Genomic DNA, 14,074 nt, shown 5'->3' on the forward strand with positions numbered 1-14,074 from the left:
ATAGAATCAGGTTATTACAGGAAGTTAACCACAAAAGCAAGGCTGAAAATACCAAGGAATCAGGTTTATAAGCATTGTCGATGTATAGGGTTCTTCAAGTGAGTTGGTTGTCAAGCAACTGGCAAAGCGCAGAACCATCTTCTCAAAGTTCATGAGCAATCAACGCCCAGTGACATCCTCAGCAGAGGATGATCAATTAGCCTGTTTTGCCTATGGTGTTGGTCATGGTGCAGAGGGAGTTTGTTTGCTGGTGCAAATGGGACCCCACCGCATCCTAATCGATTGTGGGTTAGAAGACATTTCGCCGCTAAAAGCTCAAGCTAATTTGCCGGCGGATGTGGTTTTATGTAGCCACGCCCATAGCGATCATGCCAAAGGGTTGCTAGCACTACACCAAGCATTTCCGCAATTACCAATTTACGCCAGTGAAGTCACAACTCAACTATTACCCCTGAACTGGACGCATTTACCTCCAAAAGAGATTCCCGGATTCTGTCAAGCGCTTCCTTGGCGATCGCCAATTGAATTCCGAGAAGGATTAAGCGTGCAATTGTTTCCCGCAGGACATCTACCGGGAGCTGCTGCATTTTTATTAACCTATACAAGTCCAAATCGCACGTATCGACTCCTGTATACGGGTGACTTCTTTATCTCAAATTCGCGGTTGGTTGAAGGGTTGTCAATTGAAGCCTTACGAGGTACAAACCTAGATGTCTTGATTATTGAAGGAAGTTATGGGACGGCGCGACATCCCCATCGACGGCAACAAGAGAATCAACTCGTCGAACGGATTGATCAAGCACTGGCGGAGAATCGCTCTATTTTGCTACCAGTACCCACCTTGGGTTTGGGTCAGGAAATCTTGATGCTGCTACGGAGTCATCACCAGTTTACTGGACGCGATCTGGATATTTGGGTGGATGGTACGGTTGCCAAGGGATGCGATGCCTACTTAGAACTCCTACCTCATCTCCCACCATCGGTACAAAACTTTGCTCGCCATCAACCCTTGTTTTGGGATGAACGGGTGAAACCGCGTGTGCGTCGCTTAGATGAGCAGCAAAGAAGTGCGATCGCTCAAAACACCAGCATTGTTCTGACTGACGAAACGGCTGACTTGAGGGTTTACTGTCATGCTAACCCCACATCTTGGACAGTGCTGCAACCCGAACGCCTGAGATATCCGCCTCCAACCCATGACTTGGGTAGTACGGATATAGAAACTTATCTGTTAACCGAGCATAGTGATTGTTTAGGAACCACTCAGTTAATCCATAATCTTCGTCCTCAACATATTATTTTTGTTCATGGCTCTCCCACGTATCTGGCTGACTTAACTGGATTGGAAGAGTTACAAAATCGCTACCATCTCCATACCCCATCATCAGGAACTCTGATCGAATTGCCAATTGGAGAGACATTTATACAGCCAGCACCACCACCAGAAACTAATTACGAAGGAGAGCTAACCGAGTTAGGTACGGTGGTTACTATCACGTTACCAGAGGCAATTGCGGCTGACCCGCGCTGGCAAGATTTTGCGGATACAGGTTTAGTAGAAGCTCGTTGGCAAGGAGAGGAATTGGTATTACGGGGTTTGTCTCAACGGGAACTGCTTAATCAGAGCAGTTCGGTGAAAATGCCTGCTAATATTGAGTGTTGTGCCAACTGCCGTCATCAACGGGGTCAGCGCTGCTGGAATTCTGCCTCTCCCCTCTACTCCTTTAAAGTGACACCGGAAGGATATTGTCCAGTGTTTGAGCCGATCGCACCTCCCCCAGAAACTTAGTTAGGGTTTGCTGAATAAGTCTTGTGATGGGGTAGGGAGCAGGGGAAGCTGGGGGAGCTGGGGGAGCAATGATACATTTTCCCTGATAGCGGTGCAAGGGTATGAAAGGGTTTTACCTTATGTCCTTGAAGATGATCCAATATCCATGCTACTCAAAGCCCTGATAGATAAGGGTTTTGGAGTTTTGCAGCAAACCCTAGTTAGAAAATATCCTCCTGTAGGGACGGGTTTTACAGATATAGCACTACGCATTAGGGTTAGGACAAATTAAGAAAAATCCAAATCGCTCAATCCCTTGATTAGTAAGCTTTTTTCTTCACTATTGCCTATTGTCTATTGCCTAGCGCTATAACTTATGGTGACAACTTTGTCGGGACGGGTTTATTCATATCTGGGTGCAACCCTGAATGATAGTAGTAAAACCCGCCCCTAGATTAAATACGCCCTTCTAGAGGAGCAGAGGAGCGGGGGGTAAACAAAGGACCAATGAATGACCAATGACCAATGACCAATGACGCCTAATTTTTTACTCTTGATTCGATTCAGGGAAGCGCGGGTGAATTTGTTCCGCTTCTGGACAATCGTCAGACACGAGCGGGTCAAAATTTCCTCGTGTCACAGAAGCCAGTTTTTGAGTAACTGAACCGATGCTTTCTAAGCGAACCATTTCCTCCCAGGAGCAAATTTCGTCTTCTTCGTCAGTTTCGTAGCGAATGGTGACTAAATCCCCTTCAATATCAACAATATGAGCGCGTTCAATCCAACGTTGCTGATCCCGCAAGAAAATACAGACCTCACGACCATCGCAACACAGTTGATAAATCTTGCGGTGTAGCATATTTGGCTTCTCCTAAGCAGATAACTTTTCCAATACGTCTGGGAGCAAGTCGCCCCGGTCTTTAGGATAATTCAGGGACAGTTTTTATCCAAGCTTAACTTCGGATAAGGTGACTCAGTTTTCCCTCGTTAACGACGATATCCCTACTATTGTTCTACTTCTCGGTCAATGCTTAAAAGTTTAGCTGGCATTTCACCGGAATTTTAATCATCAATTCAGGATGTTTTTCACTAGACCGAAAAAACCTTAAGATTTTAAACGGAATTGGGACAACATTGGCTATAATTCGGCTCAAGGTAAAGATGGAGAGCAATTTCACCTGTGAGCAAATAACTGATATTTGAGGGATTGGCATTGGTAAAAAGCCACACAAAGGAAAGAAAACCGTGTATTTCGCCATTGAGACTAGCGCACTTTAATCCAGGTTATACATCCTGGCTGATAGGTACTACGTAGGTGTGTGAACTACCTACACCAAGCTAACGCTATGGTGTAGGCTTCGCGTCTCATTCACCGAAGCCGCTATACCCGAAAGCATATTGGTCTTACTCAGCGTCTCTGGTTGGAATCCAACCTTTATCTCCTCTCAGGGAGAACCCGCGCAGCCGCCCTTCCAAGGCAGAATATTGTTTTTGCCGCTTGGTTTTTGCGGTTTGCGGCTAGAGTTCTAGCCTATTCCTTTTACTCTAACATATCAAGATAATTGATAGTAAAGTCTCTTAAGCCTAACTTTATAAAAACAAGTTTGGTCACAAGGCGCGATTCATCTCGCCGCCAAATCGTAGATTATGGCGGGAGACTTCTCGCACAATCAAGTTAAGGGTTTACTTTCACCGCCGACTTGCCAACCTTTTGTTGCTTGACAAATCACACTTGAAAGGAATTAAACTGGTGACTTATAGAGGAATTGAGCCTCACTCCGTTAACTGACTCAATGAAAAAACTACGCCGTGAGATGAATCGCCGGACAAGTCAGCTAACGCTATTCCATTTCGCGGTACTTAAATCCAGATTTTTGCTAACCGACGACTCCCTTGATTGGCTTCCAGCCCAGCCGATTTCAAATTTTTCCCTGAAACGTGAGGCAAAACCTGCTGTAGATCCTTGGTTACTGATCACTCTATGCTGATCCCAGTTGAAGCTGGGGGATTTACACGCCTGTTAAAGCACTTTGCCTGTGCAGATCCGGAAATGACAGAAAACGAGTATTATGAGCCTCCCGCTCTATTTGACCCGACTTCACCGCCTCATAAAGCACAGTCAAAGCCTCAAGGTCTGATGTTTGATACCCTTTTATTTCCAGAATTTGGCGAATTAGCCCCTCAGAAGCAACGCTGAGGCAGCCGGTTTTAAGAGCCGATTGGACAAGAGTGCGAAGAATCATGGTAGCCAAGCATTTGTAATCATAGGGGGTACTCCTAACACTATCGACGATCTTCCTGTTAAAGACCTTGATAAGTGTCAGTTGCTTGGTGTGATTCTCAACGCAATTTAGAGTGATGTGTGTCACTCTATAACCAACTTACTGCCTGTAGGCACCCCTGAACCCTCAAATTACAAGAATTGCTTATGTACTATCCTAAAGGCTTTTTGTTAAGAATTTGTAAAATTAGCACCGTTTTTTTGAGAAGAGTTTGTTAAAGTTAGTCGTGCCGCTAACTCCAGCCGCTCAATTATTAAGGAAATCAACAGACAGATGTTTGCGATCGCGCTCAAACAGGAGCAATACTCAACCTATATCCTCACTGCCCAAGACTCTCAGTCTCGGTTGGAAGTCGTTCCCGAACGCGGCGGTCTGATTTCTCACTGGAGTGTTCAAGGTCAGGACATCCTCTACTTCGATGCCGAACGGTTTCGAGACCCGACCTTGAGTGTGCGGGGGGGTATCCCGATTCTATTTCCCATCTGCGGCAACTTACCGGACAATACCTACACCCATCAGGGCAAACCCTATCAACTCAAACAGCATGGTTTCGCCCGCGATTTACCCTGGCAGGTCACAGAACGAGTGACGAATGATTTGGTTAGCCTAACCCTAGTCCTCAATAGTAACGACCAAACTCGCGCTGTATATCCCTTCGACTGGCAACTCACCTTCACGTACCAACTTCAGGGCAATACCTTGACGATTTTCCAGCACTATACCAATCAGTCGTCAGAGGTGATGCCCTTTTCCACAGGACTGCATCCGTATTTCTTAACTTCAGATAAAACCCAACTCCAGTTCGAGATTCCGGCGGCGGAGTATCAGGATCAGCTAACCGGACAAGTTTCCCCCTTCACGGGCGGCTTTGATTGGAGTGAGGATGAAATTGATGTCGCCTTTCGTCCAATCACCGATCAATCGGCAACGGTGACGGATCAGCAACGACGGTTGAAACTAACCCTGAGCTATGATGAACTCTACTCAACTCTCGTCTTCTGGACGGTTAAAGGCAAAGACTATTACTGTTTGGAACCCTGGAGCGCTCCCCGTAACGCATTAAATACGGGAGAGGATCTCACCAAGTTGGCTCCTGGAGAGAGTTTGGAGACTTCCGTACAACTCAACGTCACTTTTTTTTGAAAAACCCTCTACATTTTTGGTGATTTCTGCTATTGTAGGAAACGGCGCTTGAAAACGCGCATGACTTTGGGTCGCTAGCTCAGCGGTAGAGCACTCGGCTTTTAACCGATTGGTCTTGGGTTCGAATCCCAGGCGACCCATTTTGTCATATTTATTTATTTTTCTTTATAGTCAGGCACTATGGAGTTGATAAAGAAGACTAATTTTAGAATCTTGACGAGATAATTTCCTATAAACTGAAAAATATCTTAAGATTATTCTAAGAATTAAGTTTCTAGAAACGACTAGCTGACAAAACACCTAAAGTTAGGAGGACTTTTTTATGGCGCTCGTACCCATGCGGCTGCTTTTAGATCATGCGGCAGAGAATGGCTATGGCATTCCAGCCTATAACGTTAACAACATGGAGCAGATTCTGGCAATTATGCAGGCTGCTGATGAAGCTGATAGCCCCGTGATTCTACAAGCCTCTCGCGGCGCTCGCAAATATGCAGGTGAGAACTTCCTGCGCCACTTGATCACGGCAGCAGTGGAAACTTACCCCCATATCCCCATTTCTATGCACCAAGACCATGGGAATGGTCCAGCTACTTGCTACTCGGCTATCCGCAATGGTTTCACCAGTGTGATGATGGACGGTTCGCTGGAAGAAGATGCCAAAACTCCAGCTAGCTTTGAGTACAACGTAAATGTCACGGCTGAAGTGGTAAAAGTTGCTCACTCTGTCGGTGTCAGCGTTGAAGGGGAACTGGGTTGTCTCGGTTCTTTGGAAACGGGCATGGGTGACAAGGAAGATGGTCACGGTGCAGAAGGTAAGCTGTCCCGCGAACAATTGTTGACTGACCCGGATCAAGCCGTTGAGTTTGTTGAGCGCACCCAAGTTGATGCTTTAGCCGTAGCCATTGGCACGAGCCACGGTGCTTACAAGTTTACTCGTAAGCCCACGGGTGAAATCCTTGCCATCAGCCGGATTGAGGAAATTCATAACCGTCTACCTAATACCCATTTGGTGATGCACGGTTCCTCCTCTGTACCCCAAGAGTGGCTGGATATGATCAACCAATATGGTGGTGCAATTCCAGAAACTTACGGTGTGCCTGTAGAAGAGATTCAAAAGGGCATTAAGAGCGGTGTTCGTAAGGTGAACATTGATACCGACAATCGTTTGGCGATCACCGCAGCAATCCGTGAAGCGGCTGCCAAAGATCCCAAAAACTTTGACCCGCGCCATTTCATGAAGCCTTCTATTAAGTACATGAAGCAGGTTTGCTCGGATCGTTATCAGCAATTCGGTACGGCGGGTAATGCGAGCAAGATTAAGCAAATGACATTGGATGAGTTTGCGGCTAAGTATGCTAAGGGCGAGTTAGCGGCTGTTACGAAGCAGACCGTAACTGCTTAATTGTTAACCGCGTAATACCCATTTGAGCTAATCCCCCGTTAACACGACGGGGGATTTTTGGGTTAGGGAACAGGGAACACCTCGGACTTCGGCGTGAGCGCGGACCCCTGAGCCTGTCGAAGTTCAGTCGAACGCTTACCTCGACTCCGCTCGGTAACACGCTCGGTGTGTCACAGGGAATAAGGAACAGTAAAAATATTCTAATTCACAAATACCCATGCTCAGCGAGGAATTCAGGAGAAATATCATTCGTGGGTAAAGAATTCGCGCTGGGAACTTGATACCCTAACAATCTCTCAACATACTTGCCTAAAATATCGCTTTCTAAGTTCACCCAGCTTCCTGGCTGCAAATAACTCAAATTGGTTTGAGCATAACTGTGGGGAATAACTGCTACCTTAAACCAACTCCCCTGCGGATCACACTCAGCAATGGTTAAACTGACGCCATTGACGGCAATACTTCCCTTTGGCACCAGAAACCGAGCAATGTGACGCTGCCATGACGTTTGTAAGGATGCTGGTGCAGTAAAACATAAGATCCAGGAATTTGAGGTTTTTACAGAATCCTGAAGAGAACCAATCCCATCAATGTGACCCGTGACAAAATGTCCCCCTAGTTTACTGCCTACTCGTATCGATGTTTCCAAATTCACATAAGTGGCTGCCTGATGTCGTTGCCCCAGAGTAGTACGGCTCAAGGTTTCATCTGAAGCTGTTGCCACAAAACCTTGGGACAAAACTTCTTCAACAGTCAAGCATATTCCATCGACGGCTACACTATCACCAATGGCAAGATTGTGTAGAATCACGGCTGCCTTGTCAGGAAGACAAGACAACTGAAAGCGATCGCCGCCTAGCGGTTGCAAGGTTCCTAGTGCTTGAATTAATCCTGTGAACACGCTGTTATCAAAGTAACTGGTCTGGGAACACTGATTATAGAGGCTCCGTGATAAAATGATTGTAGGGGTAGTGAAGGGGAAGTCAAACTGAGGAACTCTTCTGAACTCATTCGTGTTTAGCGATGGGGACTATCCAAATACCGCGTATACATCAAGCCAGAGTTGGCAATATCAACCCTTGAAACACCGACTTCATCACTTATCAAAACGAGTCTATCTTAAGGTTAGGAGACAAAGCAAGGAGGTGACAGTTCACCAAAGCGAGGGAGGTTAACCACTAGAGAGCTATTGGGGACAAGGATAAACGGTTATGTGTTTTTTTCATAAAGTCCCGAAACAAACGTCCTGAGACTGGGGCATACTTGGAGAAGATAATCTTTTTGATCTCTGCCCAATTCAATGATAGAGGACTGATTTTGGGGTTAATCGGTGAAGTAAGATAAAGCTAGTATACTTGTTCTAGTTTTAATCCATCCAATGTGGCTTGACTGCTTCGCTTTGATGCCCTCGACGCCGACTGTATTCTAGAGGCTAAGCTAATGATTGAAATGAAAGTTGCTGGAATTGCATTAGATGCTGTCACCCGTAGCCCAATCGTGCTGCTGAAAGACTCACTAGAGCGACGCGCTCTGCCGATTTACATTGGACAAGATCAGGCAAAAGCAATTATCAGCGCTTTGGAACGCCAAAAAGCTCCCCGCCCTCTGACACATGATCTATTTGTGGGTCTCATGGAAACATGGGAGATGAAGTTGGAGCGGATTATTATCCACTCCCTCCAAGATAATACCTTCTATGCGATCCTCTGCGTTCGTCAGGGTGAAGCCAAAAAAGAAATTGATGCTAGACCCAGTGATGCGATCTCGATCGCGCTTCGCACAGATAGTCCAATCTGGGTGATGGAAGAAGTTATCGCTGATGCATCAATACCCGTTGATCGAGATGCGGATGAAGAGGAACGACAGGCTTTCCGAGAGTTTGTATCGAGCATCCGACCGGAAGACTTTTCCCAGCATAAAGGATTTAAAACGGGCGGTGAAGCTTAAATGATACAAAGATGAGAAATGCATTATCGACGGTTTGGGAAAACCAATCTGTGGCTATCCGTGTTTTCCCTGGGAACCATGCGCTGCTTGGCAGGTGAGTCCGATGCTGATGAAACCATACAGCACGCGATCGCGAATGGGATTAATCACCTAGAAACCGCCCGTAGTTATGGTAAGAGTGAGCCGTATTTGGGGAATATCCTCAAAAAATTACCCGTACCCCGAGACCAACTCACGATTACCACCAAGCTACCGCCAACGCCTGATCCTCAGGTCATGGATCAGTGGATTGATGAATCCTTAGAGCGTCTACAGCTTGACTATCTGGATTGCTTAGCCATTCATGGGATCAACACCTGGGAACATCTGACCTGGGTGGAGTCCCCTAGAGGGTGTATGCAGGCGATACAAGACGCCTTAGCAGAGGGTCGGATTAGACACCTTGGCTTTTCCACTCATGCTCCCCTAGAGGTCATATTAGCGGCAATCCAGACCAATTTATTTGAATTTATCAACCTACATTATTACTACGTCTTTCAGCGTCATGCTCCAGCCGTAGAATTAGCGCATCAGAAGGATATGGGGGTGTTTATCATATCTCCGGCGGATAAGGGTGGACGATTGTACACTCCCCCAGCGAAACTGGTTGAACTCTGCTATCCCTTCTCACCACTGGAGTTGAACTATCGTTTTTTATTGAGCGATCGCCGAATTACCACCCTGAGTGTAGGACCCGCTAATCCACAGGAATTGGACGCACCGTTAACCGTTGCGGATCGAGATAACTCCCTGACTCCCCAAGAAATTGAGGTATTTTCTCGGTTAGAAACCCAAGCTGAGACCGCTTTAGGAACGGATCGCTGTAGCCAATGTTACCAATGTTTACCCTGTCCGGAAATGATTAATATTCCAGAGGTATTAAGGCTGCGGAATTTGGCTGTAGCTTATGATATGACAGATTACGGGACATACCGCTATGGCATGTTTGAAAATGCGGGTCACTGGTTTGCTGGGGTGAAAGGGAATCGGTGTACAAGCTGTGGTGACTGCTTACCCCGTTGTCCGGAACAACTGGATATTCCTGGTTTGCTAGCTGATACTCATCAACGTCTCAATGGATCTCCTCGGCGTCGGCTGTGGGAATAAATTGGGGGCATCCCAATTTAGCCGATTAGCTGTTTGAGCCGCGATAAGTGTATCCCAGCCAATATCAAATCAGCGTTTAAAGTCAAATTCGGGTAAACTGGGTATCCAATTCCCTGATTTTAATTGCATCTCTATGGTTCCCATGCCCAGTTACCGCCCCAAACAACTCTCCCTTGGTCCATTAGAGGCAGAAATCTTAGAGATTATTTGGCAACTTGGTTCGGCTACCACCAAAGATGTCCACGAACGAATCTTAGCTGATCCAGACCGAGAGTTAGCCTATGCTTCCGTAACCACAGTATTGCGTCGCCTCACCCAAAAAGGCTGGCTAACGTGCGATCGCCAAGATCGGGCATTTCGTTGGCAACCCTTGCTCTCGCAGGAACAGGCGCGGATGCTGCAAGCCCATGATCAATTGAAGCGATTCCTGGCGGTAGGAAATCCTGATATCATCGCCGCCTTTGCCGATAGTCTCGACCAAGCTAGTCTAGAACAACTCGACGCGATCGCCCAACGCTTACAAGCCATCCGCGAAGCGAGGGAGGAAAAAAAATGATTCATCTAATCCTAATTCTGAGCGCTTTAGCCGTGGCTTGGTTAACCCGAACCAGTTGGTCAGGAAACGAGGGTAGTTATCAGCAGCGCTGGCAAAATGCCTTAACCAAGTTCTTATTTCCACCACTGCTACTGATGATGACAGCAATCTCTATCGTCTGCATGGGACCCCAAGGGCAAATGGTTTGGCGATGGGAGGGGTGGTTCAGTTATGGGTTAGCTGGCACTTTCTTAGGATTTGTGGGAGTTTCAGGGTTGAAACTAGCGTTTGCCGGATGGCGTTCTCGGCAACAGGTTCGCACCTATCCTCAGCAAACCCTTCATGGTAGAGCAATCCGCCTTCTCGACACACCCTTAGTTTTTAGCGCTCAAGTCGGATTTTGGCAACCGGAACTGGTGGTGAGTCAAGGCTTATTAGAGACGCTGGATGCTGATCATTTGCAAGCGGTTCTCACCCATGAAGACGGACATTTTCATTATCGGGATACATTTTGGTTCTTTTGGTTAGGCTGGATGCGACGATTTTCTTATGGATTAACTAATACAGAAGCGCTATGGCAAGAACTATTACTGTTACGAGAAATCAGAGCCGATCAATGGGCAGCACAACGGGTTGATTTTTTACTGTTAGCGGAATCTCTATTGACGGTTGTAAGCACACCGCTGATGCATTCTGAAAGTGTCTGTGCGGCTTTTAGCTGTACTGCACCTAAAAATCGTCTTGAGGAACGGATAGAAGCGCTTTTAGCTGACATCCATTTACCTAACCCGACTCATCTATACTTATTTATTTGGTGTTTATTCTCATGTTTGCCGCTATTTTTAATACCGTTTCACCGATGATTTTCAGTTTTTTAGAGCAAATGACAAATGACAAATGACAAATGACAACTTAGTGAGAATCATGATCGGGTTGGTTTGGCGTGGGAAGAGAATGGTTGTCGGGATGAGAGAGGGATTCTTCAGCGCCGATAGGAATACGAATATTCCCCATACCCATTGAACCAATACTCACTAAGCCCATCGTTTGAAAACCAACAGCTATTGTTCCCATAGAAACTAGCCCAGCCGAGAAGACTCCCATGGCTACAGAACCTAGGGAGAACACTCCCATGGGAACAAAGCCAATTGAAATTACTCCCATGGGGACTACACCAATAGATACGATTCCCAGTGGAGCAATTCCGATGGCAAAAACTTGAGGCTTGTGGTGGTGAGAAGATATTTTGGACATGAGACACTGAAGCTGATAATATTTGGCTCTTGATTCTGGCAAAGCGGCAAACCCTTGTCAAAAGACAGGCTGTCAAACTGAGCTTCCTCAGCTTCCAGATGCTTCTGGTATCACGTCTAGAACATTGCTTCCCCAGCTTTCCGCCGACCTACTTATCCCAGTTGTGAAGAAAGATGTCAGCTATGCTACAATTATCCTGGTGTGCCAAGCCATAGGTGTAACAAAGCTCAATACAGGTATCTACCTAAACGCGATCGCCTAAACAACCACCCAGTTAACCGTTAAGTTGACGCCAATGACCGATGTGTGTCCTTAACCCACGGCTCTGGTTGATTTATAGAAAAAACTAATCATATCGAATAGAAATTCCAATCGTTAAAGCGAATCGCTAGGTCTAACCTCCCTTAAACTTAACCTTAAGGAGACGAACGAATAACCGGGGAATCCGCATCTACAACTCCTGATCTCCAGAAAAAATAGAAACAGAGATGAGGAGTTCCAATAATAAAGCCCCAGCTATAAAATGCTAAATTTCTTACCGCCAACCCCAAGCACCGGGAGTCAGGCTTCCGATCCTTTTTTCACGCTCTCGTTGGATATGCTGTGCGTGTTGGGGAAAGATGATCATTTCCAGCAACTTAATCCCCGATGGGAGGAAATACTAGGCTTTACTAATCAGGAACTTTTAGCGCAACCTTGGCTGGATTTGATTCATCCACACGATCAACGATTAACGATCGCAAAGCTAGAAACCCTTACCCATAATCCGACAGCATCAATCCGGTTTAGAAATCGCTGTCGTTGTGCCGATGGATCATACAAATCACTGTTGTGGAATGCTTCCATCCACCCCGAAAATCAATTGATTTACGCCGTAGTGCGCGATCAAACTGAATGCAAGCAATCTAAGGAAGCCCTACGAGATAGTGAAGAACGCTTTCGCTGTCTGGTGGAAAATGTTAAAGACTATGCCATTTATATGCTAGACCCAGAGGGACGGGTCATCAGTTGGAATCAAGGGGCTGAACGGATTAATGGGTATCGAGAAGACGAGATTCTCGGCGAATCTGTGTCTCGATTTTACTTACCCGAAGATGTTCAGGCAGGTAAACTGGAGCAAGCCCTAAAAATTGCAGCAGAAAATGGTCGATTTGAGGACGAAAGTTACCGAGTTCGCCAGGATGGATCAAAGTTTTGGGCAAATGCAGTGATTACAGCGCTGTACGACAAGAAAGAGCGATTGCGCGGGTTTACCAAGGTAGTCCGCGATATCACTGAACGCAAACTGGCACAAGAAGCCCTACAAAATGCTCATGATGACTTAGAACGACGGGTTACCGAACGCACGGCTGAACTGGTACAAGTTAATCAGCGACTCAGACGGGAAATTAAGGAACGTAAGCAAGTCGAACATCAACTGCGGCGATCGCAAGCCCAGTTGGAACAACAGACTCAGCAATTGCAAGACGCCCTGCAAAAGCTCAAACATACTCAAGCTCAACTCGTCCACTCCGAAAAAATGTCGAGTTTAGGGCAATTAGTGGCTGGGGTGGCTCACGAAATTAACAACCCGGTTAACTTTATCTATGGGAACCTGAATTACGCCGAGCAATACTTTCAGGATATATTAGAGTTACTTGAACTTTATCAGGAATCCAGTCCCCAACCCTCAGCTAACGTTCAAGAGCATATCGAACTCATCGATCTCAATTTCATTACCACAGATTTGCCCAAATTACTGCATTCGATGAAAGTGGGGGCAGATCGGATCTATCAAATCGTGCGATCGCTGCGGAACTTCTCCCATTTGGATCGTGCCGAGAAAACCTCGGTGGATATTCATGAAGGCATTAATAATACCCTGTTGATTCTGCAAAGTCGCATCAAAGGCAAAGCAAGGCAAAGCGCAATTAGCGTTGTCAAAAACTATGGTGACTTACCCTTGATCGAGTGCTATGCAGGACAATTGAACCAAGTGTTCATGAATATTCTGTGTAACGCACTGGATGCCTTAGAAGAAGGGGTAGAGAAAGGCGCATTGGGCGAGAGGACTTCATCCAACAACCCCATGATTGAGGTTGGTACGCAGGTGATCAACGAAAACTGGATTGCTATTCGGATTGCCGATAATGGCGTGGGTATTCCCGATTCTGTTAAGCAGCGACTATTTGACCCCTTCTTTACGACCAAACCTGTTGGCAAGGGTACGGGATTAGGCTTATCTATTAGTTATCAGATCGTGGTGGAAAAGCATGGTGGACATCTCAAGTGCTTTTCGTCACCAGGTCAGGGAACAGAGTTTGTGATTGAAATCCCTATTGAACCTAATCTAGAGCAGTACTGTTGTTCAAAGGTCTATCAAAAGCAGGTAGATTCAAATGTTCGATCATCTCAATCGTCAATTTCTAATTCCTTAAATCGCATGGCAATGAACTAAGGGAATTATCCATGAACAAATGACGAATGACGAATGATATCATGTCCTGACGATTGCCCATAATTGCAATGCGGTAAAAACCAAGGTTTCAAGTGTTTTATTCAGGGGTGTTTGACCGGACATGATATGACAAGCAAGAGGAGGCGATTGAAATCGCTGC

The 14,074-nt window shown here is 46.2% G+C and carries 13 protein-coding genes and 1 tRNA gene; 11 read left to right on the top strand and 3 right to left on the bottom strand.

All coding sequences use genetic code 11. The annotated features are described in order from the left end of the window. Positions 1-151 precede the first annotated feature (151 nt). A complete protein-coding gene (locus RIG66_RS29955) occupies positions 152-1,789 on the top strand; it encodes an MBL fold metallo-hydrolase (RefSeq protein ID WP_446383175.1) in 1,638 nt (545 codons plus the stop codon). A 526-nt stretch (positions 1,790-2,315) separates the two neighbouring features. Here RIG66_RS29955 and RIG66_RS29960 read toward each other — a convergent pair. Next, complete coding sequence (locus RIG66_RS29960) at positions 2,316-2,627, bottom strand: DUF6679 family protein (protein WP_006103541.1); 312 nt, start codon at positions 2,625-2,627, stop codon at positions 2,316-2,318. A 1,122-nt stretch (positions 2,628-3,749) separates the two neighbouring features. On the opposite strand from RIG66_RS29960, the gene RIG66_RS29965 reads away from it, so the two are divergent. The 4 genes from RIG66_RS29965 (at position 3,750) to fba (ending at position 6,595) form a co-directional block, all read left to right on the top strand. Beyond that, a complete protein-coding gene (locus RIG66_RS29965) occupies positions 3,750-3,965 on the top strand; it encodes a hypothetical protein (RefSeq protein WP_006103621.1) in 216 nt (71 codons plus the stop codon). Between the two features lie 358 nt (positions 3,966-4,323). Further along, the gene (locus tag RIG66_RS29970) at positions 4,324-5,193 is read left to right on the top strand and encodes an aldose epimerase family protein (protein WP_446383177.1); all 870 of its coding nucleotides are present in this window, start codon (positions 4,324-4,326) and stop codon (positions 5,191-5,193) included. A gap of 68 nt (positions 5,194-5,261) precedes the next feature. Then, positions 5,262-5,333 (top strand) — tRNA-Lys (locus RIG66_RS29975). 182 nt (positions 5,334-5,515) lie between these two features. After that, positions 5,516-6,595, top strand: a complete 1,080-nt coding sequence (gene fba / locus RIG66_RS29980) for a class II fructose-bisphosphate aldolase (protein ID WP_446383179.1) — start codon at positions 5,516-5,518, stop codon at positions 6,593-6,595. Between the two features lie 205 nt (positions 6,596-6,800). Here fba and ribE read toward each other — a convergent pair whose 3' ends face one another. Then, positions 6,801-7,496 carry a riboflavin synthase gene (gene ribE / locus RIG66_RS29985; protein WP_446383181.1) on the bottom strand — a complete coding sequence of 232 codons (696 nt, stop codon included), beginning with the start codon at positions 7,494-7,496 and terminating at the stop codon, positions 6,801-6,803. Between the two features lie 539 nt (positions 7,497-8,035). Here ribE and RIG66_RS29990 point away from each other — a divergent pair. The 4 genes from RIG66_RS29990 to RIG66_RS30005 all read left to right on the top strand — a co-directional run bounded on the left by RIG66_RS29990 (position 8,036) and on the right by RIG66_RS30005 (position 11,086). After that, positions 8,036-8,542, top strand: a complete 507-nt coding sequence (locus RIG66_RS29990) for a bifunctional nuclease family protein (RefSeq protein ID WP_006103665.1) — start codon at positions 8,036-8,038, stop codon at positions 8,540-8,542. Positions 8,543-8,560: 18 nt separating this feature from the next. After that, positions 8,561-9,688 (top strand): aldo/keto reductase, encoded by a 1,128-nt coding sequence (locus tag RIG66_RS29995; protein ID WP_446383184.1) that lies wholly within the window; start codon positions 8,561-8,563, stop codon positions 9,686-9,688. Between the two features lie 133 nt (positions 9,689-9,821). Further along, positions 9,822-10,244, top strand: coding sequence for a BlaI/MecI/CopY family transcriptional regulator (locus tag RIG66_RS30000; RefSeq protein ID WP_446383186.1), 423 nt, complete (start codon positions 9,822-9,824; stop codon positions 10,242-10,244). Further along, entirely contained in the window at positions 10,241-11,086 is an 846-nt protein-coding gene (locus RIG66_RS30005; RefSeq protein ID WP_446383188.1) for a M56 family metallopeptidase, read from the top strand. The genes RIG66_RS30000 and RIG66_RS30005 overlap by 4 nt, the downstream gene beginning before the upstream one ends. A 49-nt stretch (positions 11,087-11,135) precedes the next feature. Here RIG66_RS30005 and RIG66_RS30010 read toward each other — a convergent pair whose 3' ends face one another. Next, complete coding sequence (locus RIG66_RS30010; protein ID WP_446383190.1) at positions 11,136-11,477, bottom strand: hypothetical protein; 342 nt, start codon at positions 11,475-11,477, stop codon at positions 11,136-11,138. Between the two features lie 22 nt (positions 11,478-11,499). On the opposite strand from RIG66_RS30010, the gene RIG66_RS30015 reads away from it, so the two are divergent. Then, a complete protein-coding gene (locus tag RIG66_RS30015) occupies positions 11,500-11,739 on the top strand; it encodes a hypothetical protein (RefSeq protein ID WP_446383192.1) in 240 nt (79 codons plus the stop codon). Positions 11,740-12,000: 261 nt separating this feature from the next. Beyond that, positions 12,001-13,914: a PAS domain-containing sensor histidine kinase gene (locus tag RIG66_RS30020; RefSeq protein WP_446383194.1), complete on the top strand. Its 1,914-nt coding sequence runs from the start codon at positions 12,001-12,003 to the stop codon at positions 13,912-13,914. The last annotated feature ends 160 nt before the right edge of the window (positions 13,915-14,074 follow it).

This window comes from Coleofasciculus sp. E2-BRE-01 (assembly GCF_040221695.1).
Lineage (GTDB): Bacteria > Cyanobacteriota > Cyanobacteriia > Cyanobacteriales > Coleofasciculaceae > Coleofasciculus.